The following is a 23,000-nucleotide window of genomic DNA, read 5'->3' as shown; positions in this document are numbered from 1 at the left end:
CGGACCGACTCCACGCGGGGGTATCGGTGTGGCCACCACGGCGAACGAGACCGTCGGACCGGCACTCGAGAGACACAACTCACTCACCGTTCTGAGCGACGCGCTCGGGGACGAACCTGACCATCACGGTTCCGTCGTTCGTCTCCGGCGGGCTGTACAGCAGCGCGACGGAGTCGTCTCGGTCACCCTCGAACGAGTCGACGGTCAGTGAGTCGCCCGGCTCGAGGACGCCGAACTCGTCGTCGAACTGGGGGGCGATTCCGGGTTCGACGCGGGACCGGGAGTCGAGATAGAGCGTCAGGCGGTCAGTGTCGACGGGGCCGCCGCCGTCGTGGCTCACGGTGAATTCCGTTCCGTCGCCGTCGACGGAGACGCCCCACGTGATCTGTGGATAGCGTCGGTCGTCGCCGACCCGCGATCGGAACTCCTCGTGGCTCTCTCGCAGATCGACCCACAGAAACGGCTCGTCGATCACGACCTCGACCCCGTCTGCCTCTACGACCCTGTTCTGCCGGGTGAGGACGTCCTCGACCTCTCGAGCCGTGAGCCCCGCACCCGCCTCGAAGCGACAGACGGTCCGGTGGTAGACGTACTCCTCGTCGTAGGCGTAGGCCATCGACGAACTCCGGGCGGCGAACCCCTCCGAGAGGTCCCGAACGATCGGTCCCCAGCCCTCGAACAGTTGGACGGTGGGATGTGAGCCGGTCGCACGGGAGACGGCGTCGAAGGCGTCGTCCTCGTCGGCGCGACGCAGAACCCGTCCGGCTTCGGCGTCGATCACGACCTCGAGATCCGCGGGATCGAGCGGTCCCGACGCGTCCGCCCTGTGTCGGAACAGCACGGCTCCGTCGCGGACGGCGACGCCGCGCGTGAGGTCGGTTCGTTCGAACAGGTCGTACCCCGCGTAGTCTCCGCGTTCCTCGTAGCCGGTTTCCAGAACGGTGTCACGGACCGTCGCCGCGTCGAACGAGCCGAGACAGACGGTGACCGGGCCGACGCTCAGAACGTGATCGTAGGTTCCGTAGCCGACGCCGAGGTAGTCGAGGCGCGCTCTCAAAACCTGCTCGGGGAGCGGATCGGTCGCTCCGACGACGTCCTCGCCCATCGCGTTCGGCGTCGCGTAGCGGACGGTTCGCCACCCGCCGTCGGCGTGCTCGAGCGCCGAGCGTGCGGGGATCCACTCGCGGTAGATCGGCTCGCCGGACGTGGGGACGTCGACGTCGGCGTATCTGATCTGCTGGCCGAGGGTGGGCATCGAGGCGAGACAGCCCGCGGTCGACGCACTCGTCCCCGCGGCGAGTCCCGCGCCGACCGCCCGGAGCAGTCGCCGTCTACCCGAATTCTCGAGTCGGTTTGGCGTTCGCATTCGTCTCGAGCATCGAACGGCGGGGGGTTATACCGAATCGTCGACTCCGCCGGCCGGCAAGTCGCCGAAACGTACTTGTATTCCGAACAGTTTCGACCGAATTCGACGGTGACTCGAGAAGACAGCTATTAACCGTCGTCGTGCGAACGGCCGGCTATGACACGCTCGAGCGCTCCCGGCAAGGTCTATCTGTTCGGGGAGCACGCGGTTGTCTACGACGAACCAGCCGTGCTGTGTGCGATCGAACGGCGAGCGCAGGTCGAGGTCGAACAGCGGTCGGACGGCAAGCTACGGGTCCACGCGGAGGATCTCAGCCTGGACGGGTTCACGGTCGAGTACGGGGCGGCCGCGGACGATCGACCCGACGTCGACGTCTCGGAGTCGCTGGTGACGGCGGCGACGCAGTACGTCGACAGCGCGATCGAACAGGTCCGTGACGTGACTGGCGACGAGGTCGGATTCGACGTGACCATCGAAAGCGACATCCCGCTCGGAGCGGGTCTCGGCTCGTCGGCCGCAGTCGCCGTCGCCGCCATCGACGCCGGCACGCGCGCACTGGGAACCATTCTCGAGTCGGACGAACTCGCTGAGCGAGCCTACCGGACGGAGTACGAAGTCCAGGAGGGACAGGCCTCGCGTGCGGACACGTTCTGCTCGGCGACCGGCGGTGCGGTCCGGGTCGAGGGGGACGATTGTCGGCCGACCGAATCGCCCGACGTACCGATCGTCATCGGGTTCGACGGCGGTGCGGGCGACACCGGCGAACTGGTCTCGGGCGTTCGATCCCTCCGCGAGGAGTACGACTTCGCCGCCGACACGATCGAGGCGATCGGCGACGTCGTCAGAAACGGCGAGGAGGCGCTCGTCGACGACGACCTCGAGGAGGTCGGCGACCTGATGAACTTCAACCACGGACTGCTGTCGGCACTGGGCGTCTCCTCGCGCTCGCTCGATACGATGGTCTGGGCGGCCCGAGACGCCGGCGCGCTGGGTGCGAAGCTGACGGGTGCGGGCGGTGGCGGCTGTATCGTCGCTCTCGATCCCACGCCGGAGGCCGAGACCGCGCTGTCGTTTACGCCCGGCTGTCAAGAGGCGTTCCGCGCAGAACTGGCCGAAACGGGGGTGGAACGACTCGAATGATCGTCCTCAAACTCGGCGGGAGCGCGATCACCGACAAGGAACGCCCCGAAACCGTCGACGGCGAGGCGCTCGCGTCCGCAGCCGACGCGATCTCGAACGCGCTGGATGACGGGCTCGAGGGCCTCGTCGTCGTCCACGGCGGCGGGAGCTTCGGCCACCACAACGCCAGCGAACACGGCGTGAGTACGACCGAAGGAACCCGTGACGTCGCGGCGATCGGCGATATCCACGGTGCGATGCGAACCCTGAACGGCTTCGTCCGCAAGCGGCTGCTCGAGCGCGACGTTCCGGCCGTTCCGGTCCACCCGTTCTCCGCGGCACACCGGGAGGAGACCGGTCGACTCGAGTTACCGACCGGGCAAGTCGAGACGCTGGTCTCCGAGGGGTTCGTCCCCGTCCTCCACGGCGACCTCGTCTCCCACGCCGGGACGGGCGCGACGGTCGTCAGCGGCGACGAACTGGTCGCCGCACTGGCCCGCGACCTCGAGGCCGAACGAATCGGCCTCTGTTCGACGGTTCCCGGCGTCCTCGACGAGTCCGACGAGGTGATCGACGAAATCACGGCGTTCGAGGACGCGGCGGACGTCCTCGGCGAGAGCGACGCGACCGACGTCACCGGTGGTATGGCCGCGAAGGTACGGGCGTTGCTCGAACTCGAGGCCGAGGCGTCGATCTTCGGGCTCGAGGATCTCGAGGCGTTTCTCGAAGGCGAGGAGCCGGGAACGACGATCGCGTAGTCCGTTCACTCGAGTCGCGTCTTTCGATACTCCGCAAAGACCTCGCGAGTGGTTTCGAAGGATCGTTCGTCCAGTTCGTAGGTGACATCGACGGACTCCGGCGTTGCCGCCGCGACCGCGTCGATATCGGTCGACTCGCCCTCGATGACGTTCCCGTCGCCGTCGACGATGGTCTCGACGCGTACGACCGTCTGGCGATCCGCAGGATCTTCGCTGACTGCTATCGGTCGGCCGACGTACTCCGTCCCTAATTCGGTCGTTACCGCCTTGAGCGCGGCCTCCCCCGCGACGTCGTTCGCCCGAATATGCTTCCAGCGATCCCAGGGCGTCGTCCCGAACTCGAGATCGCGGTCGGGCGGTTCCTGGTCGTACTCGTCGGGGTCGACGTTTCTCGAGGGGCCTTTGGCGGTGACGTACTGGACTTCGTCGTCGTCCGGCTGGTACTTGACCCACCTGTCCCACTCGGATTTCGACGCGCTGATCGCCTCCGCCTGCCCTCGTTTCCGTTCCTCCTCGAGGGTCCGGTACGTCGGTTCTGAGACGTCGTTCGGGGAGTCGTCGGCGTTGTCGGCATCGTTCGAGGAGCCGCCTGAGTCGTTCGAGAAGTCGTCTGAATCGTTCGGATCGGTGTCGCTGATGTCGTCACCGTCCGTCGGTTCGTCTTTCGATCCTGGGCCGTCCTCGTCCAGACAGCCCGCGATCGCGACGGCACAACAGCTTGCGACGATCGTCCGTCTGGAGGGCATACCATCGACGATTTCGGTCGAACGTAAATGTTTTCTGAATGGAATCTCGGATCAGAACCGTCGAGGCTCGAGAGACCGAGCGGTCCGCCTCGAAGAACCGTGGCGGAACGATCAGTCGAACAGGACGCGCTCGAGGATCGGGCGTAGGAACGACCCGCGACGCGTCTTCTTGGAGTGGACGAGCAACACCGGCTGTTCGATCGCGGCGGCGATGCGATCGGAGCGCTGTTCGACGACCAGGTCGGGAAGCCGGCGGTGGGTGACGGTGCTCAGCATGACGATATCGGAGGACTCGAGTTCGCTCGACAGGTCGTCGACTTCGTCGTCGGCGCGGATAACCGTCGACTCCACGGGGACGGTACAGAGGTCGTCGAGCTCCGCGTGATACTCCTCGATCGTCTCGATCAGTTCGTCGGGCGCGTCCTCGGAGACGGCAAAGAGGAATCGGAGACGCGCACCGAGGACGTCCGCCATCGCGTCCGCGAGTTCGACCTTGAGCGGGTCGTTGAACGGGCTCCGGTCGGTGATCACCGCGATTTCGGAGACGTCGACGCGCTGTTCGTGCTGGACGAAGACGACGTCACAGGGGGCGTGTTCCATGATCCAGTCGGTGTCCCGGCCGAACAGCGTTCCGAGGCGACTCGTCGCTTCCTGGCGGGCGAGGACGAGGTCCGCACCCGTTCGCTCGGCGAAGTTGACGACCGCGTGTCGAGTATCGTGGCTGACGATTTCACCGACCTCGACGGGCACCTCGAGGTAGCGAACGAGTTCGTCGGTGCGCTCTTCGAACTCGACGTCGGCCTCGGAGAGTTCGGCGGCGGCGGTGTCGAGTGGTACCTGGTCGGGCACTTCGTCGAAACGAACGACGCGGATGCGACCGCCACGCCGTTGAACGATCGGTGCCGCCATCTGGATCAGGGCGTCTTCCTGTTCGCGAGTGACGTCCTGTCTGATCGGGATCAACACCTCGAACTGATCCGTGCGTTCGAGCTGTTCTTCGGTGTCCCGGACGAACTGTCGGCCGGCCTCGCGGCGGGCGAGCCCCTTTGCGACGCCTTCGCGTTCGATCCGTTTCTGGGCGTAGAGTTTGAACCAGAGGAAGCCGACGATGACGATCGCGATCGAGCCGGCGATCTCGCGGATCTCCATCTGCGAGATGATGAACACGCCCGAAACGATCCCGAACAGCTGGACCCAGGGATAGCCGGGCGTAAAGAAGTCGGGATCGTACCACTCGAGGTCTCGCTCCCGGAAGGCGATTAACGCGCCACAGACGAGGATGTAGACGAGAATCTGGAACGCGCCGGCCATCTTCGCGATCTCGTCGACTTCCTGGGTGGCAACGATGAAGACGATGACTGCACCGGTCGTGAGGATCGCGACCGAGGGCGTGTTGAACCGCGGGTGGATGTACTCGAATTTCTTCAAGAAGAGGTCGTCACGGCTGAGCGCGAGCGGATATCGAGAGGCCGTCAGAATTCCCGCGTTGGCGGTGCTGACGAGTGCGAGCAACGCGGCGAGGATGATCGTAATCACTGCGAGAAAGCCGATCGGGACGCCGCTACCGAGTCCCGGGACCGACGCCGTCATCCCGCCGAACAGGATCTGGGTCGCCTCCGCCATCGGCTCTTCGGTGTCGGCGAGCTGGTCGCCGTCCATCACGCCGACGAGGACGAACACGATCAACGCATAGAGAAAGCTCGTCGCGGTCAGCGAGCCGAGCAGTCCGAGCGGGAGATTCCGACCAGGGTTTTCGATCTCCTCAGCGACGGCCGCGACCTTCGTCACACCCGCGTAAGAAACCAACACGAGCGCGGTTGCCGTGAGAATGCCGTCGATTCCATCGTCGAAGAAGCCCTCGAAGTTCGCACCCTCGACCTGGACGATCGAGCCGGCGACGAACCCCGAGAGGATGATCAGCATAACGATCACCATCACGAGCTGGAGCCCGCCGGTCTGTTTCACGCCGACGAGATTGACTGCGATGAGAATCAGCGCGAACGTAATTCCGAGGGCGCGAACGCCGGGAATCGGAAGTGTCGCGCCGATTACGGGGACGGCGAGATCCCACGTCGGCAACTCGTAGATGAAGTTGATGTAGAACATCCCGCCGTAGAGTGCGAGCGATCCCTTCAGCATCAGCATGAGCCAGGTCCCGAGCCCGGCGATCGTTCCGAACGACGGTCCGAGACCGCGTTCGATGAACACGTAGTCTCCGCCGGCCTCGGGCATCGCCGTCCCGAGTTCGGCGATGCTCAACGCGGCCGGGACCACGAGAATTGCGGCGATCACGAACGCCACAATGACGGCCGGCCCCGCCTCCGCCATCGCGATCCCGGGGAGAATGAAGATCCCGCTCCCGATCATCGCGCCCATACTGATCGCGATTACGGCGAACAGCCCCAGGTCTCGCTCGAGATCCTTCGTCATCACCTGGCGCTTTCGAACGGAAGTTTAGAAAGCTTCGCATTTCGGAACTGAGTGTGTGAAGAACCATCCAAGAATGAAAATCTAGGGTACAAATTGAACAGTATGGAAACGCGTGGTCACTTCTCGACGGTGGGCGACGTTCGGGTCGTGGTCGACCCGCTCTCCAGCCGGTAGCCAACCCACTGTGTTTTTAACACCCGGGCGTGTAGGTACGCGTAGCGAGACCCGCGGGCAAGTGCGCTCGAGACTCACGGAACCGCCCTGAGTCGATCTGGAGGACAATCTCCCGAGCGCATAGCGGGATGGCCGACGCGCTGTGAGATGCCGGGGCCGCACAACCGGGAGTCCGCGGACCGTTTCGATGAGAGTCCACCACGCGGCTTTCAGTGCTACGAACTATGGAAATCGAAATCGCAACGATAGGCGGATACGAAGAGGTCGGGCGGCAGATGACTGCCGTCCGTGCCGGTGACGACGTCGTCATCTTCGACATGGGACTAAACCTCTCGCAGGTTCTGATTCACGACAACGTCGAAACCGAGCGAATGCACAGTCTCGACCTGATCGACATGGGTGCGATCCCGGACGACCGGATCATGTCCGATCTCGAGGGCGACGTCCAGGCCATCGTGCCGACCCACGGTCACCTCGATCACATCGGAGCCATCTCGAAGCTTGCACACCGGTACAACGCACCGATCGTCGCGACGCCGTTTACGATCGAACTCGTCAAACAGCAGATCGAGGGCGAACAGAAGTTCGGCGTCGAGAACGACCTGATCAAGATGGACGCCGGCGAGACGATGTCGATCGGCGACTCCGGCAAGGTTGACCTCGAGTTCGTCAACGTCACCCACTCGATCATCGACGCGATCAACCCGGTTCTCCACACGCCAGAGGGCGCAATCGTCTACGGTCTCGACAAGCGTATGGACCACTCGCCCGTCATCGGCGATCCGATCGACATGGAGCGCTTTCGCGAGATCGGCCGCGAAGGCAACGGGGTGCTGTGTTACATCGAGGACTGTACCAACGCGAGCAAGAAGGGCCGCACGCCCAGCGAGAACGTCGCCCGTGAACACCTCCGGGACGTCCTCTACAGCATGGAGGACTACGACGGCGGGATCGTCGCCACGACGTTCTCGAGCCATATCGCCAGGGTCACTTCCCTCGTCGAGTTCGCCAAGGACATCGGCCGCCAGCCCGTCTTGCTCGGCCGGTCGATGGAGAAGTACTCTGGAACCGCGGAACGACTCGACTTCGTCGACTTCCCCAGCGACCTGGGGATGTTCGGCCACCGAAAATCGGTCGACCGGACGTTCAAACGGATCATGAACGAAGGGAAAGAGAACTTCCTGCCCGTCGTCACCGGCCATCAGGGTGAGCCACGAGCGATGCTCACTCGAATGGCCCGCGGCGAGACGCCGTACGAACTGGACGACGGCGACAAGGTCGTCTTCTCCGCGCGAGTGATTCCCGAACCGACAAACGAGGGACAGCGCTACCAGGCCGAAAAGCTGCTGGGAATGCAGGGAGCCCGCATCTACGACGACATCCACGTCTCCGGGCACCTCAACCAGGAGGGCCACTACGAGATGCTCGATGCCCTCCAGCCACAGCACGTCATTCCGGCCCACCAGGATCTGAGCGGCTTCTCGAGCTACGTCACCCTCTGTGAGAACGAGGGCTACCAGATGGGACGGGACCTCCACGTCACGCGAAACGGTAACCTCATCCAGATTGTCGACTGATATGACGAGTCCCAAGGCACGGGAAGAAGCGGTGCTCGAGGCAGTCCGCAAACGCCGGGAGCGGGTCAACGAGGCGATCCCCGAGGAGTTGCCGATCGGTCGTCCCGAACGGCTCTACGAGGCGTCGCGATACTTACTCGACGCCGGCGGGAAGCGCCTCCGGCCGACCGTTCTGCTCACGACCGGCGAGGCCCTAGCCGACGTCCCACCGCTCGAGGGAGACTATCGGGAGTTTCCCACGCTGAACCGCGGCGAGCCGGGTGAGACACCCGCGACCATCGACATTATGAACGCAGCAGTCAGCGTCGAGGTTATCCAGTCGTTTACCCTGATCCACGACGACATTATGGACGACGACGACCTCCGGCGGGGCGTCCCCGCGGTCCACAAGGCCTACGACCTCGAGACGGCGATCCTCGCAGGGGATACGCTCTACTCGAAGGCGTTCGAGATCATGCTCGACGCCGGTGCCGACCCCCAGCGGACGGTCGAGGCACTCGACATCCTCGCGACGACGTGTACGAAGATCTGTGAGGGCCAGTCACTGGACGTCACCTTCGAGGAACGCGAGGACGTCTCACCCGAGGAGTACCTCGAGATGGTCGAGCAGAAAACGGCCGTCCTGTACGCGGCGTCGGCGTGTCTGCCGGCCGTCCTGATGGGTGCCGACGACGAAACTGTCGACGCGCTCTACGGCTACGGACTCGACATCGGCTGTGCGTTCCAGATTCAAGACGACGTCCTCGATCTGACCGTTCCCAGCGAGAAACTCGGCAAACAACGGGGAAGCGATCTCGTCGAGAACAAACAGACGCTGATTACGGTCCACGCCCGCGAGCAGGACGTCGACGTCGAGAACCTAATCGATACGACCGACGTCGACGCCGTCACCGAAGCCGAAATCGACGAGGCCGTCGCCAAACTCGAGGAGGCGGGCTCGATCGGCTACGCCAACGAGATGGCCCGCGACCTCGTTGACCGGGGCAAGGACCGACTCGAGGTCCTGCCGGACAACGAGGCTCGAGATCTGCTGTTCGAGATCGCGGACTACCTCATCGAGCGCGGCTACTGACCGCTCGGGGGTTTTTATGCCAACCGCTCTCGAGTAGCCAACACTGTCCCTGTGGACGTGTACTCGGTTCACGTCCTTCGCCGATGCACGCCGACCGATGGACTTCGAGGGAATGTCCGGGCGTGTCGCGATACGTCGAACGCTTCTATTCGAACATATCGCTCTCGAAAACCGTCCGAACCAGAGCGGCTTCTGCCTTCCGGAGATGTTCGGCGGCAGTACTGGGCGCACAGCCGAGAACCGACGCGACGTCCTCGGTCGTGCTCTCTCGAGGGCTCGCGTAGTACCCGGTCTCGAGGGCGGCTTCGACGGCGTCGATCTGTCGGTTCGTCAGCGATGCGGTAACCCGTTCGTCGGGTTGGTTGTAGTCGCCGACTCGTTCGACGTCCAGTGGAAGCCGCTCACCCGCATCCCCGACCGCTCGCTGGAGGTCGTCGGATCGGCCGATGATGCGGAAGACGAACCTGCGATCCGTTCGCAGGTCGACCGGCGGAATCATCGTCAGCGATTCCTGGGTGAACAGCCGCTGGAGCCAGAGTTCGTACTCGTGTAACGCACTTACGACGTAAAACAGCGCGTAGCCGGGTCGGCGGTGGATGATCTCGTGTTCGAGTATCCCCTCAGTTGCCTCGAGTCGCGTTTCGAGAACACCGTTCTCGCCCGTAACCGAACAGACGTAGGTTCGAGGGCCGTCCTCGTTGAAGCCCCCGTAGCGAACGCGGACGGTGTCGGAGGCCTCGGTGTCGGCCAGTGCGGTGTGGATAGGCGAATTCTGCTCCTGTCGCAGACTGACCTGGACCCGGGCGAACTTCATACGCGGTTTTCGTCCACCCCAACTTAAAGTTCCAGTTATGTGAGATAGCGAGTGCATCCGGTCGTCGTTCCAAGCCACTGTCGATGACGGACACGAACCCACGTCCGACCACCGACGCTTCGTTACTCGCCGACAGCCGCGTGGAATCTACATACCGGAGCGTGAACGGCGTCGGATTACACGTCGTGGCCGCGGGCGACCCCGACGCTCCACTGGTCGTCTTGTTGCACGGCTACCCCGATTTCTGGTACGGCTGGCGCGACCAGATCACGTCGCTCGTCGACGCCGGTTTCCGCGTGCTCGTCCCGGACCAGCGGGGGTACAATCTGAGCGACGCTCCCAGCGGGATCGACTCATACCGGATATCGGAACTCGTCGCCGACGTCCGTGCACTGATTCACAGCGAGGGACGTGAGTCGGCACACGTCGCCGGACACGACTTCGGCGCGTTCGTCGCCTGGAACGTCGCACTCCGTGAGCCGTCCACGGTCGATCGCCTCGGGATCCTCAACGTCCCACATCCAACGGTGTACCGGGATACCCTCCGATCCAGCCCCCGACAGCTCGTCCGGAGCTGGTACGTCTGGTTCTATCAGCTACCGAAGATCCCCGAGTGGATACTGGGTCGCAACGACGCGGCGACGATGGGGTCCGTCCTCGAGACGAGTTCGAATCCGGGAACGTTCGACGAAGCGACGATCAATCGCTACCGGGCGGCCTGGCGACACAACGGCATCGGCCCAATGATCGACTGGTATCGCGGATTCCGCCGCTCTGACCGCCCGCCACGCGACGCCGTCGATCAGCCGACGCTGATCTGTTGGGGCGAAGACGACATCGGGCTCGTGCCGGAGATGGCCGAACAGAGCCTCGACTACTGTGAGAACGGTCAACTACGGACGTTCCCCGACGCCTCACACTGGGTCCACCACGAACGTGCGGAAGTAACGGAAGCACTGGTTCGTCATCTCTCGTAATCGACAGCGACTCGACGGCGACCCATCGTCTTCTCGAGGACCATTTCCTCGAGATCGACGTTCGGAACCGCCGCGAGGACGTCCGCCAGATCCGCTTTTCGAGCGCTGTGAAGCCTGGCGGCGACGAGAATTTCTCCGTTGGCGACTCTCGCCGTCGTCGATCGGGATCCACCCGATACCTCGGCTTCTGTACTGTGTTTTCGGAGATAGGAGAACGACCATTCGGCTCCGGTCTGCCGGCAACCGAGGCCATTGAGCAGAACGTCGACACCGACCGGATGGGCAAGCCCCGCGGTTCGCTCGAACAGTTGGATCTCGCGATCGTAGATCGTCTCCTCCGGCGGAACCTCGGGGTCGGCCGTCCGTTCGAAACCCCTATTAGTCAGAGATTTAATAATTTCGTCGTAGTCGCGAGGCGCGACGACGAGATCCAGATCGGTGGAAAAACGCGTTTCGAATCGGCTGAGCGCGTAGCCGCCGACGAGGACGAAGCCAATTCCGGACCCCTATAACCCGTCTAAGAGTTCGATGAGCGCGTCGCTTCGTTCTTCATAGCTCATACTCAGGCAGGATCCTGGCGGTGTTTTGCCCCCGTCTCGACGGTTTCGTACATCCGATCGAGCATTTCCAGTGCTGGTTCGAAGGTTGCGTAGTGCCCTCGAGCAAATTCGACGGTCTCCGATAACGGAATCACTGGACGCCCATCCACCGTTTCCACCCTGATTCGCTCGAGCGGTTCGACGACGACCTGCAATCGACCGTCGATTTCCGTGGAGGGAATACGGTCTAGCACCGTCGGAATTCCGAACCGGTCGAAAAATCGCTCCCAGTCCTCGAGATCCTGCGCGCGAACAGCGATGAACAACGGATAGTCGTCCGGATCGCGCGCGACCTGATATCCGCCTCGCGTCCATACGTAGACCGCATCGATCGCCGTATACGCGTACTCCATCCCCGCGAACTGTGGGAGTACGTAGGCCTCGGTGATCGACGGCGGTGAGACGTCAGCGGACGTCGCGAGTAGTGACAGCGCTGCTTCTCGGATCTCCCGATCAACCGGATCGAGTCCGTCGTCGTATACGAAATATCCGGCATCCTCGAGCCGATTGACGACGCGTCGAATCGTCTCGCGGTTTTCGTCGATTTTCCGAGCGACACCCGAGATCGAATCGCCCGCCTCGATAGCGAGGAGTGTCTTACACTCCTTCTCCCCGAATATCTCATATATCGTATAGATGCATATCTGTGTGCAACAGTAAAGAATATTACTGATATATCGGGGGACGACAGGACTCTACTCCGGAACAGATACTGGCGCTCGGTATCCACCCAATCGCACGGCTGGGGCACAAATGCGGTCGGTGGACGAAAATCGGCCGTCTCGAGTGGGCACGTAGAGCGAAACCAATCGAATTGGTTACCACCAACTCGAATGTGGCGGTAACCGGCACGTCAGTCCGAGTTCGTCGGCGCGTGGCCTCGAGTCGCCGTCGAGAACGAGAGCATCCCGATGGCGGCGATGCAGTCGGGACAGTACGGTTCCGTAACGGAGCCGTACCGCTCGGTGAGTTCGACGCAGGGCACCGCCTGAAGGTAGATGACCTGGCCGTCGGCTATCGGATCGCTGCAGCGAGCGCAGACGCGGTCCGACCGATCGTCGGAACCCGCCGCGACGGCGGGCACGCGGCTGGCGGTCATCGGGATCGCCCCCGTTGTCTGCTCAAGTCCCCGACCCGTGACCGGTGGCGTCGCGAGATGCGTCTCTCGAGGCGGACGGCCGACGTCGTGACGGCTTCCCGGAAGCGCACGCTGATCGAACGCGATACGGTACTGTCGTGCGAGACCTTTTTGTCTCGGTAGGAGTAACGAAAGCATGGCACCCAAACCGTGGTGGTTTGGAAGCCAACCGTCTCGGGTGTTGCACCACCCGGGGCATTTCACGCGTATGCCCCCACGCTCGCTTTCTGGAGTGGATGGCTTCCATCGTGATAGATGAACTGAACGATAATATAATTGCTGGTGTTTACTACCGGAAATAGGGCGTCGAACAGGGATGTCAGCACAGTCGTTCGACCGGTGGTCGTGACGTTCGCTCCGTCGTCCAACAGCAGGATACGAGTACGTCACGAGATTCTATTTGGTCTCAGAATGCTGTTTGGTCTACGAGTGCTGCTTGGTTTTCGAAAGTGGCGACCGCCCAGTACAGGTGACGAAGATATCACTACGGGAACTGAGCAGTCCGCGTTCAGAAATGAAACCGTCATTCACGGTCGCCGAAGCGACAATGAAGCGGAAATTAGTTGCGGACGACGTTCGTCGCGCGTGGGCCTTTGGGGGCCTGTTCGATGTCGAATTCAATCTCGGTGCCTTCTTCGAGGTCCGGGCCGCCGACGTCTTCCATGTGGAAGAATACGTCATCGTCCGCGTCGTCCGTCGAAATGAAACCGTAGCCGCCTGTGTCGTTGAAGAAATCAACGTTACCGTTTGCCATTACAATACATCAAAGCAGGAGTACACGGATAAGGATTCCGAACTTGTCTTCAAATCCCATCGGAAGATATCCGTATGTCCAGGTGATCTCCATTATGTCTCCACACTTGCCACTGATCGGCAACAGTTGAGTAGATAGTGTCCGATTCGGAATAACACTGGGAGGCTTTCGATGTATCTCCAGTTCCAACGTTCAGCTGGCCGTTTGTACACTCCAGCTCTTGTGAAGGACATTGTTGGTGAGTCAGAGAACAGTTCAAATAATCTCTTTCAGGGCGTCTCGCCCGGGTTTGCGTAGGATTTCCCGGCGAAGTTCGAAGAGTCTGAGATACGCAGTGAGATTGTTCTTCGAGATACCCCGATGGGGCGAGAGCCACCGTCGCGCCAGCGACGCGTGGCTCTCCACGTATTCACGTGTGCGTCTCGATCAACGTACTCGCCTTCGCCATGAATAACCGCTTCTCGCTGGTACGTTTTGTCCTTCTCTAATGGATCGTAGGCACGAAATCCGTCGGTATAGACTGTCAGCGACTCCTCCTCGAGAACCACGAGGAGGAGTCGCACGGTTGATTCGTCGGCGGATTTCGACGGGATGACGTATCGCTGATCGCTACCGCGATCAACGGGGACAAACACAGGTGGCTTACCTCCGTCATAGCTTCCTCGTCTACGTTTTGATAGGCCACGCGAGCGCGATGGATAGTGAGTCACAGAAGTTTTAGGTCCACTCCGAGTTGGAGACGTAATGACTGGCCGGGAGAAAGAGATCGTCCGTCACCTCAGTGAGGATGATCTCTTTTTCTTGTCCCGCCATTACCCTACCAGCTCAAAGCATACCTAAATCTTCTGTGAACTGCTCTATTGAAAACGCCATACGGCACTGGAATTAGAGCGTTTCACTGAGGTTTTCGATGTTGTGGACAGCAAACATGAGGACAATTTCACGGAACTGTCTGTACCAGCCAAGTGAACGTAGCTCAGACCCCAGCGACCGCTTCGTCGAGGAGTACGACGTTTCAGCCATCCACCGTTGCGTGTATCCATTCGAGCGGATCAACGTATTGTGAAGAATCGGGCCGAGCGTCGAGCCACTTCGCAAGAGAAGTGGCTCGATGCTCTCGGCCATGTATTCGTATCGTATCGGCCAGTTATGAAACGCCTTATCAGCCGCCACAGAGACCAGCTCGTCCGCATTCCGGCGGACGAGCTTTCGGCCAAGTATCGTGTCGTGACGCCATTTGGCCGAACAGTGGACGTCGAGCACTGCCAACGACTCCGTATCCGTCAACGTCGTCACTTTGAGCGTCTTGATCGTCCGATCGGCGCGTTTGAGGTAGTAGTGTGAGGCGTGCCCCCGTTCGAAGAACGTACTGTCGAGAGCGACGTGCCCAGAATTCGGGTGTTGCTGCGCGGAGACGCGCAGCAACGCCCGCCAGACGCGCATCGCGTATCGATCGAACGAGTGCCAGAACGTCGTTGGATCGGGCAGCGCTTCCGGCAGCAATCCCAGTAGCTCACAGATCCCTGGCATGAGACTGAGCCGATCGATCACTTCCGGGTACGTCCAGCCTTCTTCCACTCGTAAGCAGTGAACGACGACGTGGACCCAGCGGGGAAGCCCGCCGGAGGCGGGTTTCCCCGCGTGTGACCCAAACGCTTGTTTAGCCAGGCGTCGACAGTTCCGAGCGAAGTCGAGGAGGTTGATTGCCATATCTCCCTCTTCCCGACTTCATCCGTTACCAAGCACAGCCTAGCCTCGCCGCTGTCGTCCATTTTCAATACAGCACTGTGAACCACTATGGTCGTTCGAACGACTCCGTTCGCTCCGAACCGCGCACACTCCGAACCGCGCTTTTCGTCTGGCGATCAGGTGTGCAAAACCTGCAGTGGCTACGATAATCAGAGACCGATCTCGGAACCACCGGCGACGGCTTTTGATTACGTTGGTTTTCTCGCGGCGAGCGCTTCATCACTTTCAGGTGACGACTCGACCAGTGCCGCTTCCGTGAAGCCGACATCGAGCGCCGTCCGCAACACGCTGGCCGGTCGGTACCCACGGATTGGGGCGGTCGCACTCACGCGGGCGGTTCGGTTGGTTCGGCGATCCTCGATCTTGTAGGCGTACGTATACCGACCGGCCGGCCCGAGCCCGCCTGCGTCCCGGTTGGTCACTCGGGTCACGATCGTACGTGTAATCTGGTATGGATCATCTGTCGCGACTGCCTCCATGACGTGCCCGTCGATCACGGATGATGGTGGTATGAAGTCACAGAGCAACACGCCGCCTGGTCGGAGTGACTCGAACGCGTTTGAAAGCACGATCTGGAACGGGTCGGGGCCATTGTCCTGGGGGGCGAGGTGAACGAGCGAATTGCCGAGGATCGTGACGACGTCGAAGCGCCCGGGAACGACGCACGTGCGGAGGTCAGCGACGATGGTCGGCGCGTCGGTCCGCGCGGTCGCCTGCGAAAGCATCGCGGAACTTCTGTCGAACCCTACAGCGATCTCGTAACGATCCGCGACGGTCGCAAGGAGCCGGCCCGTCCCGCAGGCGAACAGCCCAATAGCGGTCGTATCTTCGGGCTCGTGCGTCCTGATGAACGATGCATACGCATCGTAATCAATCGTTCGTGCGAAAACGTCGTACACCGGAGCGAGGTGCCTGTAAACGTCACCTGATGGGGATCGGCGTTCGGTTGAGACGGCATCAATTACGTCAGCCACGGTTCGCATTCCCCCAACGAAGGTAAGACGTGTATAAAGGAGTATCGTAGCTCGTCCCTACCCATCCCCACCGTACTCTTTGAGAATGCTTAAGCGCGGTCACCGTCAACCGCCGCGCAATGACTACGCTCGAGACGCCGGGACCGACGGTCGGCGTCGTCGGTGGGGGACAGCTCGGTCGGATGCTCGCGGAGGCGGCCGCGCCGCTCGGCGTCGAGATCGTCGTACTCGATCCGACGCCGGACTGTCCGGCGGCGACCGTCGCCGGCGACCAAATCGTCGCCGACTTCGACGACGAGGACGGGATTCGGAAACTCGCCGAGCGGGCCGACGTCCTCACCTTCGAGATCGAACTGGCCGACCAGACCGTCCTCGAGCGCGTCGGCGACGACACCGGAACGCCGGTCCATCCGAAGCCGGCGACGCTCGAGACGATCCACGACAAACTCGTCCAGAAACGCGAACTCGAGGACGCCGGCGTTCCGGTCCCGCCGTTTCGCGAGGTCTCCGACGCCACAGACGTCCGCGAGGCGATCGACGACTACGGCGCGCCGGTGATGCTCAAAGCGCGGACCGGCGGCTACGACGGCCGCGGAAACGTCCCCGTCGAGTCGAAAGACGAGGCCGAGGACGCCCTCGAGTCGGTCGCCGGTCCCGCGATGGTCGAGGCGTTCGTGGAGTTCGAACGCGAGGTGTCGGTGATCGCGACCAAGGGGTACGGCGAGACCGCAACCTTCCCGATCGGGGAGAACGTCCACGAAGAGGAGATCCTCCGGGAGACGATCGTTCCCGCGCGCTCGAGCGACGCCGCGGCGGAGCGAGCCCGCGAGGTTGCGACCGACGTTCTCGAGGTGATGGACGGACGAGGCGTCTACGGGATCGAACTGTTCGAGGTGGCGGGCGACGACGCAGAGAGCGAGATACTGCTCAACGAGATCGCCCCTCGTCCGCACAATTCGGGACACTGGACGATCGAAGGCGCACACAGTTCGCAGTTCGAACAGCACGTCCGGGCGGTGCTCGGGTGGCCGCTGGCCGCGACGGACCTCCGAAACCCCACCGTCACGGCGAATCTCCTCGCGGACGTGGACCAGAAACGAGAAGCAACACTCCACAACGTCGACCGGATCCACGAGACGCCCGCCGCTCACCTCCACTGGTACGGCAAACGCGAGGCCCGGCCTCTCCGAAAGATGGGACACGTCACCGTGTGCGCACGCGACGACGAAATCGACGTCGCGGAGTTACTCGAGACGGCACGATCACTCGAGGACGCCGTGACGTTCCGCTCGTAACACTCGTCCGGCGTCCAACGCCCTCGATCTCGGTCAAACTCGACCGGACGCTCTCGTCTCGAGCCAGCCGCGTTTCGATTACCGCGAATTGAAGTTCTCGCCCCGAGCACGTCCTGACATGAGCGACAGCGTTCGCGACCTGATCGATCGGTTGCACCGAGAGGCCGACCAGAACCGCCCGGACGAGGAGACGCCCGACGTCGGCATCGTGATGGGCAGTGACTCGGATCTCGAGACGATGATGACCGGCGGGAAACGCCGCGGCGCCTACGACGCGTTCGTCGACGAACTCGGCTTCGCCGAGCAGACGGACTTCGAGAGCCCGCCGGACGAGCGCTTTACCTTCGAGACGTACGTCACCTCGGCCCACCGCACGCCCGACCTGATGACGGCGTACGCCGAGACGGCCGAAGACCGGGGGCTCGAGGTCATCATCGCGGGCGCAGGTGGGAAGTCGGCCGATCTGCCGAACATGACGGCGTCGATCGCGTACCCGCTGCCGGTGATCGGCGTGCCGGTCCAGGAGAAGTCAGTCGACAGCGTCATCGGGATGCCGACCGGTGCACCGCTGGTCGCCGTCGACGCGGGCAAGTCGTTCAACGCCGCGCTGTCGGCAGCCCAGATTCTCGCCCGCCAGCACGACGACGTTCGTGAACGGCTCGTCGCCTATCACGAGGGGCTTCGAGGCGGCGTTGGCGACGTCTCGAGAGAACTGCACGACGCCGGAACGAAGCGCTTCTCGAACACTACCGAGTAACCGGTTCGGCCGGTCTGGCGTCGTGAGCGTCCCTTCCGGAGATCGGTTTCACCGGTAACATTCCCTTTTCCGAACGAACGGTGGCCGACCGATTCGGCAAACCTGTTGGGGAACTTACGTTGTTGATGTCCAGGCGTCGAACTCGGCGGACGGAGTGCGTCGTCGGTTTAATTCCCGTTGGCGATTCGACTGGAACGTCACTCGATCTGACGTTCAAGAGTAACAGAACGATACCGACGCGGTCGACCGTTCGATACCTGCTGGTTGTTTGGAGTGAACGTCTGGGAAATTTCGCTTCGACAGAAGCCACTGCTTGGCCCGTTTTGGCCGGAAAAACGAACAATCAACCCTTATGTGGGTGCGGTTTTAACGTCCGGACGTTACGGAGATGAACGACTGGATAGCTATTGGGGCGCTGGCGCTCGTGGGACTTCTGATACCGCTCGGTATGATGGCGGTATCGTATCTCCTGCGGCCGAGCGTTCCGGAAACGAGTAAACGTGCCACCTACGAGAGTGGCGAGGTCCCGACGGGCGGGACGCGCATCCGATTCAACATCCAGTACTACATGGTTGCGCTTCTGTTCCTCGTCTTCGATATCGAGACCGTCCTCCTGTTTCCGTGGGCGGTCGTGTATCTGGATGCCGTCGAATCCGATGCCGTCTCGCTGTTCGAAATCCTCGCACCGATGGTTGCATTCGTCGTCATCTTGCTCATTGGTCTCGCGTGGGCGTGGCGAAACGGCGCGGTAGAGTGGGCACAGACGACTCGTCAGGTGGACGCGGAAGGTAATCGATCATGAGTAGCGACGAACCACGACAGACGATCCACGGGAGCACCGCACCGTCGACGGATACCCGCGAGGCGCGGATGGGTGAAGGGGCCGACGACCGCTTCAACTCGAAGCTTCGGGAGGCGTTCGGCACGTCGCCGTTTATCCTCACGAAGTTCGACCAGTTCATGAACTGGGTTCGCGGCAACTCGATGTTCATGCTACAGTTCGGGATCGCCTGCTGTAGCATCGAGATGATCCACACCTACGCGATCAAACACGACGTCGACCGCTACGGCGCTGGTGTCCCCCGCGCCTCGCCGCGGCAGGCCGACGTCATGATCGTCCCCGGGACGATCGTCTCGAAGTTCGGGCCGCGCATGAAACGCGTCTACGACCAGATGCCCGAACCCAAGTTCGTCGTCGGGATGGGATCGTGTACGATCTCCGGCGGTCCGTTCCAGGAAGGGTACAACGTCGTGAAAGGTGCCGAGGAGATCATCCCGATCGACATCCACGTCCCGGGCTGTCCACCACGGCCCGAGGCGCTGATCTACGGCATCCTCAAACTCCAAGAGCGGATCCAGAACGGCGAGTCCTCTCCCGTCGTCGTCAAGCCCTACGAACTCGAGGAGTTCGGCGACCTTCCGGAGGACGAACTCGTCCAGAAACTCGCAAGCGAGATCGACGAAGACGACCTGGTCATGCGCTATAACTGGGCTGATTCGCCATGAGCACGGGAACGGAGTCGATGCCGGAGGAGGAGACCGACCGGGTCGACGAACTGGCCAACCTGCTCGGTTCCCGCGCGCTCGCACGCGACGATCACGTCAACGCACCCGGATTCGTCGTCAACCCGGAAGACGTACAGGACGTCCTCTTCGACCTGCGCGAGAAAGCTGGCTACGACCACTGCTCGTGTATCACCGCACAGCAGTACGAGGATCGCTTCGAGACGATCTATCACCTGAAGAAGTACGCCGACCCGACCGACGAGGTGAGTATCGTCGTCCCGACGCCCCTCGACTACCCAGTCAGCCAGAGTGCCGAACCGGTCTACCGGACGGCAGACTGGCACGAACGCGAAGCCTACGACCTTGTCGGCATCGAGTACGAGGACCATCCGGATCTCCGTCGAATCCTCCTGCCGGAGACCTGGCAGGGCCACCCGCTCTCTGCGGGGTACGATCAGGAGAAACCACAGGTCGTCACTCTCTCGGAACACGCGAACCCGCTCGAGCCCGACCACGAGGATCCCGAGTCGGATACGATGTTCCTGAACGTCGGGCCACACCACCCGGCGACTCACGGCGTCCTCCACGTCAAGACAGTTCTCGACGGCGAGACGATCGCCCACCTCGAGCCGGACATCGGCTACCTCCACCGCTGTGAGGAGCAGATGTGCCAGCAGGGCACCTACCGTCACCAGATCATGCCCTATCCCGACCGCTGGGACTACGTCTCCTCGGGCTTGTTGAACGAGTGGGCGTACGCACGCGCGATCGAGGATCTCGCAGAGATCGAGGTACCCGAGTACGCACAGATCGTCCGGACGCTCGGCGCCGAACTGTGCCGGATCGCCTCGCACATGCTCGCGCTCGGGACGTTCGCACTCGACGTCTACGGCGAGTTCACCGCGACGTTCATGTACACGTTCCGCGACCGCGAACTCGTCCAGGACATCTTAGAGGACCTGACGGGTCAGCGGATGATGTTCAACTACTTCCGCGTCGGCGGCGTCGCGTGGGATCTGCCCGAACCCCGCGAGGAGTTTTTCGAACAGACCCGAGACTTCCTCGACGAACTCCCCGCGAAGGTCGCCGAGTACAACGACCTGATCACCACGAACGAGATCTTCCAGACGCGGTGTATCGACACCGGGGTCCTAGAGCCCGACGTCGCGAAGGACTACGGCTGTACGGGACCGGTCGCCCGCGGCTCCGGCGTCGACTACGACCTTCGGCGCGACGATCCCTACGGCTACTACGAGAACTTGGAGTGGGACGTCGTCACGCGAGACGGCTGTGACAACTACGCCCGGGTGCTCTGTCGGATGGAGGAAGTCGAGGAGTCGGCGAAGATCGTCGAACAGTGTCTCGACGTCCTCGAGGGGTGGCCCGAGGACGACCGTGAGGTGCAGGCGAACGTGCCGCGAACGTTGAAACCGGATGCGGACGCGGAAGTCTACCGGGCGGTCGAGGCCGCGAAGGGCGAACTCGGCATCTACATCCGCTCGGACGGGACGGACAAGCCGGGGCGGTTCAAGATTCGCAGTCCCTGCTTTTCGAACCTGCAAGCCCTAGAGGAGATGTCACAGGGAGAGTACATCCCTGACCTGATCGCATCGCTTGGCAGCCTGGACATCGTACTCGGAGAGGTGGATCGATGAGCGCGGTGACTCCCCTTCAAAACGGCGACACGGTGTTGTTGCCCGAGCGGATCGCCGACCTGACCGGGCTCGGCGAATTCGGTGTCGCCGGCGAGTTACTCGCGGCCTTTCTAGGCGCGTTCGTCATCGCCAACCTGATGATGGCGATGACCGGCGTTGCCGGCCCGTGGGCGAAACGAAAGATTACTGCCGCGTTCACCGACCGGATCGCGGTCAACCACCTCGGCCCGGCCGGTATCTTCATTATCGTCGCCGACGCGGTCCGACTCCTCTCGAAAGAGAACATTATCCCGGAGAACGCGGACCGACCGGCCTACGACCTCGCGCCGATCGTCATCGCGGGGTCGGCGTTGCTCGGCTTCGCGGTGATTCCGATGGGAAGCGGCATTCACCTCGCGGATCCCGAAGTCGGACTCGTGTTCGTCTTCGCCGTCGCCGGTATCGCTTCGATCGGACTGGTGATGGCCGGCTACGCGTCGGGCAACAAGTACTCGATGCTCGGCGGGCTGCGGGCGGTCGCACAGAACGTCGCCTACGAGATTCCGCTCGTGGTGACCGGGATGTCGGTCGTCCTCTTTGCCGGCTCGCTTCAGATGGGGACGATCGTCGAAGCGCAAGCACAACCGCTCGTCGACCTCGGCGTGGTCTCGATCCCGTCGTGGTACGCGCTGGTCAACCCGTTCGCGTTCGTCCTCTTCCTGATCGCAAACTTCGCCGAGGTCGGACGGAACCCGTTCGACATGCCCGAAGCACCTGCGGAGCTGATCGCTGGCTACCAGACTGAGTACTCCTCGGTCTACTTTGTGCTCGTCTACTTAGGCGAGTTCCTCCACATCTTCCTCGGCGGGGCGATCATCGCGACGATCTTCCTCGGCGGACCCGCTGGACCCGGTCCGGCCGAACTGGGCATCGTCTGGTTCCTGCTGAAGATCTGGGCCGTCTTCTTGCTCACGCAGTGGCTCCGCTCGGCGATCCCGCGTGTACGTATCGACCAACTGATCGAAATCGGCTGGAAGGGCCTGCTGGTCCTCTCCTTTGCGAACCTTGCACTCACCGCGGCAATCGTGGGGGTGATCGCATGATCGGACTACTCAAATCCATGGCGACGACGATGAAACACGCATTGAGCGGCTCGACGTTCACCGTCGAGTACCCCGAGACCGCACCGGACGTCTCACCCCGGTTCCGAGGCGTCCACAAGTTCAGCCAGGAGCGCTGTATCTGGTGTCGTCAGTGTGAGAAGGTCTGTCCGAACGACACGATCCAGATCGTGATGGACGACCAGCGAAACGGCGAACAGTACAACCTCCACATCGGACAGTGTATCTACTGTCGGCTCTGTGAGGAGGTCTGTCCCGTCGACGCCATCTTGCTCACGCAGAACTTCGAGTTCACCGCCGACACGAAACACGAGTTCGTCTACAACAAAGAACAGCTCAAGGCCGTCCCGTGGTACAAGGACATCGACCCGCTCGAGTCGCGCGAACCCGACCGGGGCGCGTGGATCGGCGAAGGTGAAGGGGAGGTCGACTACCAGTAA

At 62.2% G+C, this 23,000-nt stretch carries 22 protein-coding genes and 1 pseudogene; 12 read left to right on the top strand and 11 right to left on the bottom strand.

Features of this window, described 5'->3' with window-relative positions; genetic code table 11:
- Nucleotides 1–79: 79 nt before the first annotated feature.
- The gene (locus GRS80_RS10800) at nt 80–1,366 is read right to left on the bottom strand and encodes a hypothetical protein (protein ID WP_160047560.1); all 1,287 of its coding nucleotides are present in this window, start codon (nt 1,364–1,366) and stop codon (nt 80–82) included.
- A gap of 156 nt (nt 1,367–1,522) precedes the next feature.
- On the opposite strand from GRS80_RS10800, the gene mvk reads away from it, so the two are divergent.
- Both mvk and GRS80_RS10790 read left to right on the top strand, forming a co-directional pair.
- Entirely contained in the window at nt 1,523–2,506 is a 984-nt protein-coding gene (mvk, locus tag GRS80_RS10795) for a mevalonate kinase (RefSeq protein ID WP_160047559.1), read from the top strand.
- Entirely contained in the window at nt 2,503–3,243 is a 741-nt protein-coding gene (locus GRS80_RS10790; protein WP_160047558.1) for an isopentenyl phosphate kinase, read from the top strand. Before mvk ends, GRS80_RS10790 begins: the two co-directional genes overlap by 4 nt.
- Nucleotides 3,244–3,248: 5 nt before the next feature.
- Here GRS80_RS10790 and GRS80_RS10785 read toward each other — a convergent pair whose 3' ends face one another.
- Together GRS80_RS10785 and GRS80_RS10780 are read right to left on the bottom strand one after the other, a co-directional pair.
- Nucleotides 3,249–3,989: a hypothetical protein gene (locus GRS80_RS10785; RefSeq protein ID WP_160047557.1), complete on the bottom strand. Its 741-nt coding sequence runs from the start codon at nt 3,987–3,989 to the stop codon at nt 3,249–3,251.
- Between the two features lie 111 nt (nt 3,990–4,100).
- Nucleotides 4,101–6,419, bottom strand: a complete 2,319-nt coding sequence (locus GRS80_RS10780) for an amino acid permease (RefSeq protein WP_160047556.1) — start codon at nt 6,417–6,419, stop codon at nt 4,101–4,103.
- A gap of 398 nt (nt 6,420–6,817) precedes the next feature.
- Here GRS80_RS10780 and GRS80_RS10775 point away from each other — a divergent pair, with 398 nt between their 5' ends.
- Both GRS80_RS10775 and GRS80_RS10770 read left to right on the top strand, forming a co-directional pair.
- Nucleotides 6,818–8,170 carry a ribonuclease J gene (locus tag GRS80_RS10775; protein WP_160047555.1) on the top strand — a complete coding sequence of 451 codons (1,353 nt, stop codon included), beginning with the start codon at nt 6,818–6,820 and terminating at the stop codon, nt 8,168–8,170.
- 1 nt (nt 8,171) lies between these two features.
- The gene (locus GRS80_RS10770) at nt 8,172–9,242 is read left to right on the top strand and encodes a polyprenyl synthetase family protein (RefSeq protein WP_160047554.1); all 1,071 of its coding nucleotides are present in this window, start codon (nt 8,172–8,174) and stop codon (nt 9,240–9,242) included.
- A gap of 145 nt (nt 9,243–9,387) precedes the next feature.
- On the opposite strand, the gene GRS80_RS10765 is transcribed toward GRS80_RS10770, so the two are convergent.
- A complete protein-coding gene (locus GRS80_RS10765) occupies nt 9,388–10,056 on the bottom strand; it encodes a helix-turn-helix domain-containing protein (protein WP_160047553.1) in 669 nt (222 codons plus the stop codon).
- A 140-nt stretch (nt 10,057–10,196) separates the two neighbouring features.
- On the opposite strand from GRS80_RS10765, the gene GRS80_RS10760 reads away from it, so the two are divergent.
- Nucleotides 10,197–11,033: an alpha/beta hydrolase gene (locus tag GRS80_RS10760; RefSeq protein ID WP_343161533.1), complete on the top strand. Its 837-nt coding sequence runs from the start codon at nt 10,197–10,199 to the stop codon at nt 11,031–11,033.
- On the opposite strand, the gene GRS80_RS10755 is transcribed toward GRS80_RS10760, so the two are convergent.
- The 7 genes and pseudogenes from GRS80_RS10755 to GRS80_RS10725 all read right to left on the bottom strand — a co-directional run bounded on the left by GRS80_RS10755 (nt 11,021) and on the right by GRS80_RS10725 (nt 16,256).
- Nucleotides 11,021–11,467, bottom strand: coding sequence for a hypothetical protein (locus GRS80_RS10755; RefSeq protein ID WP_235019725.1), 447 nt, complete (start codon nt 11,465–11,467; stop codon nt 11,021–11,023). The two genes, GRS80_RS10760 and GRS80_RS10755, sit on opposite strands and share 13 nt — an antisense overlap.
- 128 nt (nt 11,468–11,595) lie before the next feature.
- A complete protein-coding gene (locus GRS80_RS20705; RefSeq protein WP_235019715.1) occupies nt 11,596–11,985 on the bottom strand; it encodes a hypothetical protein in 390 nt (129 codons plus the stop codon).
- Nucleotides 11,986–12,485: 500 nt separating this feature from the next.
- The gene (locus tag GRS80_RS10745) at nt 12,486–12,908 is read right to left on the bottom strand and encodes a hypothetical protein (protein WP_160047551.1); all 423 of its coding nucleotides are present in this window, start codon (nt 12,906–12,908) and stop codon (nt 12,486–12,488) included.
- A gap of 421 nt (nt 12,909–13,329) precedes the next feature.
- Nucleotides 13,330–13,524: a cold shock domain-containing protein gene (locus GRS80_RS10740; RefSeq protein WP_006087710.1), complete on the bottom strand. Its 195-nt coding sequence runs from the start codon at nt 13,522–13,524 to the stop codon at nt 13,330–13,332.
- Between the two features lie 255 nt (nt 13,525–13,779).
- Nucleotides 13,780–14,219: pseudogene (locus GRS80_RS10735) on the bottom strand (IS1595 family transposase); the annotation flags it as partial.
- A gap of 190 nt (nt 14,220–14,409) precedes the next feature.
- A complete protein-coding gene (locus GRS80_RS10730) occupies nt 14,410–15,234 on the bottom strand; it encodes an IS5 family transposase (protein ID WP_160047550.1) in 825 nt (274 codons plus the stop codon).
- Nucleotides 15,235–15,461: 227 nt separating this feature from the next.
- On the bottom strand, nt 15,462–16,256 hold the full coding sequence (locus GRS80_RS10725; protein WP_235019714.1) for a class I SAM-dependent methyltransferase: 795 nt from the start codon (nt 16,254–16,256) through the stop codon (nt 15,462–15,464).
- A 110-nt stretch (nt 16,257–16,366) separates the two neighbouring features.
- On the opposite strand from GRS80_RS10725, the gene GRS80_RS10720 reads away from it, so the two are divergent.
- The 7 genes from GRS80_RS10720 to GRS80_RS10690 all read left to right on the top strand — a co-directional run bounded on the left by GRS80_RS10720 (nt 16,367) and on the right by GRS80_RS10690 (nt 23,000).
- Nucleotides 16,367–17,542 (top strand): 5-(carboxyamino)imidazole ribonucleotide synthase, encoded by a 1,176-nt coding sequence (locus GRS80_RS10720; RefSeq protein WP_160047548.1) that lies wholly within the window; start codon nt 16,367–16,369, stop codon nt 17,540–17,542.
- A 118-nt stretch (nt 17,543–17,660) separates the two neighbouring features.
- Nucleotides 17,661–18,299, top strand: a complete 639-nt coding sequence (locus tag GRS80_RS10715) for an AIR carboxylase family protein (protein ID WP_160047547.1) — start codon at nt 17,661–17,663, stop codon at nt 18,297–18,299.
- Between the two features lie 388 nt (nt 18,300–18,687).
- Nucleotides 18,688–19,101, top strand: a complete 414-nt coding sequence (locus GRS80_RS10710; RefSeq protein ID WP_149082449.1) for an NADH-quinone oxidoreductase subunit A — start codon at nt 18,688–18,690, stop codon at nt 19,099–19,101.
- Nucleotides 19,098–19,805: an NADH-quinone oxidoreductase subunit B gene (locus GRS80_RS10705; RefSeq protein WP_149082448.1), complete on the top strand. Its 708-nt coding sequence runs from the start codon at nt 19,098–19,100 to the stop codon at nt 19,803–19,805. Before GRS80_RS10710 ends, GRS80_RS10705 begins: the two co-directional genes overlap by 4 nt.
- Entirely contained in the window at nt 19,802–21,460 is a 1,659-nt protein-coding gene (locus GRS80_RS10700; RefSeq protein WP_160047546.1) for an NADH-quinone oxidoreductase subunit D, read from the top strand. The genes GRS80_RS10705 and GRS80_RS10700 overlap by 4 nt, the downstream gene beginning before the upstream one ends.
- Nucleotides 21,457–22,542, top strand: coding sequence for a complex I subunit 1 family protein (locus GRS80_RS10695; protein ID WP_149082446.1), 1,086 nt, complete (start codon nt 21,457–21,459; stop codon nt 22,540–22,542). The genes GRS80_RS10700 and GRS80_RS10695 overlap by 4 nt, the downstream gene beginning before the upstream one ends.
- Entirely contained in the window at nt 22,539–23,000 is a 462-nt protein-coding gene (locus GRS80_RS10690) for an NADH-quinone oxidoreductase subunit I (RefSeq protein WP_160047545.1), read from the top strand. Before GRS80_RS10695 ends, GRS80_RS10690 begins: the two co-directional genes overlap by 4 nt.

Source organism: Natrialba sp. INN-245, assembly GCF_009807105.1.
GTDB lineage: Archaea > Halobacteriota > Halobacteria > Halobacteriales > Natrialbaceae > Natrarchaeobius > Natrarchaeobius swarupiae.
Note: the sequence above shows the minus strand (reverse complement) of the source record. Positions and strands in the feature narration are given on the sequence as shown.

Coding starts and splice junctions, on each gene's coding strand:
- GRS80_RS10800 (WP_160047560.1), bottom strand. CDS start 1,366: ATGCGAACGCCAAACCGACTCGAGAATTCGGGTAGACGGCGACTGCTC.
- mvk (WP_160047559.1), top strand. CDS start 1,523: ATGACACGCTCGAGCGCTCCCGGCAAGGTCTATCTGTTCGGGGAGCAC.
- GRS80_RS10790 (WP_160047558.1), top strand. CDS start 2,503: ATGATCGTCCTCAAACTCGGCGGGAGCGCGATCACCGACAAGGAACGC.
- GRS80_RS10785 (WP_160047557.1), bottom strand. CDS start 3,989: ATGCCCTCCAGACGGACGATCGTCGCAAGCTGTTGTGCCGTCGCGATC.
- GRS80_RS10780 (WP_160047556.1), bottom strand. CDS start 6,419: ATGACGAAGGATCTCGAGCGAGACCTGGGGCTGTTCGCCGTAATCGCG.
- GRS80_RS10775 (WP_160047555.1), top strand. CDS start 6,818: ATGGAAATCGAAATCGCAACGATAGGCGGATACGAAGAGGTCGGGCGG.
- GRS80_RS10770 (WP_160047554.1), top strand. CDS start 8,172: ATGACGAGTCCCAAGGCACGGGAAGAAGCGGTGCTCGAGGCAGTCCGC.
- GRS80_RS10765 (WP_160047553.1), bottom strand. CDS start 10,056: ATGAAGTTCGCCCGGGTCCAGGTCAGTCTGCGACAGGAGCAGAATTCG.
- GRS80_RS20705 (WP_235019715.1), bottom strand. CDS start 11,985: ATGGAGTACGCGTATACGGCGATCGATGCGGTCTACGTATGGACGCGA.
- GRS80_RS10745 (WP_160047551.1), bottom strand. CDS start 12,908: ATGCTTTCGTTACTCCTACCGAGACAAAAAGGTCTCGCACGACAGTAC.
- GRS80_RS10740 (WP_006087710.1), bottom strand. CDS start 13,524: ATGGCAAACGGTAACGTTGATTTCTTCAACGACACAGGCGGCTACGGT.
- GRS80_RS10730 (WP_160047550.1), bottom strand. CDS start 15,234: ATGGCAATCAACCTCCTCGACTTCGCTCGGAACTGTCGACGCCTGGCT.
- GRS80_RS10725 (WP_235019714.1), bottom strand. CDS start 16,256: ATGCGAACCGTGGCTGACGTAATTGATGCCGTCTCAACCGAACGCCGA.
- GRS80_RS10720 (WP_160047548.1), top strand. CDS start 16,367: ATGACTACGCTCGAGACGCCGGGACCGACGGTCGGCGTCGTCGGTGGG.
- GRS80_RS10715 (WP_160047547.1), top strand. CDS start 17,661: ATGAGCGACAGCGTTCGCGACCTGATCGATCGGTTGCACCGAGAGGCC.
- GRS80_RS10710 (WP_149082449.1), top strand. CDS start 18,688: ATGAACGACTGGATAGCTATTGGGGCGCTGGCGCTCGTGGGACTTCTG.
- GRS80_RS10705 (WP_149082448.1), top strand. CDS start 19,098: ATGAGTAGCGACGAACCACGACAGACGATCCACGGGAGCACCGCACCG.
- GRS80_RS10700 (WP_160047546.1), top strand. CDS start 19,802: ATGAGCACGGGAACGGAGTCGATGCCGGAGGAGGAGACCGACCGGGTC.
- GRS80_RS10695 (WP_149082446.1), top strand. CDS start 21,457: ATGAGCGCGGTGACTCCCCTTCAAAACGGCGACACGGTGTTGTTGCCC.
- GRS80_RS10690 (WP_160047545.1), top strand. CDS start 22,539: ATGATCGGACTACTCAAATCCATGGCGACGACGATGAAACACGCATTG.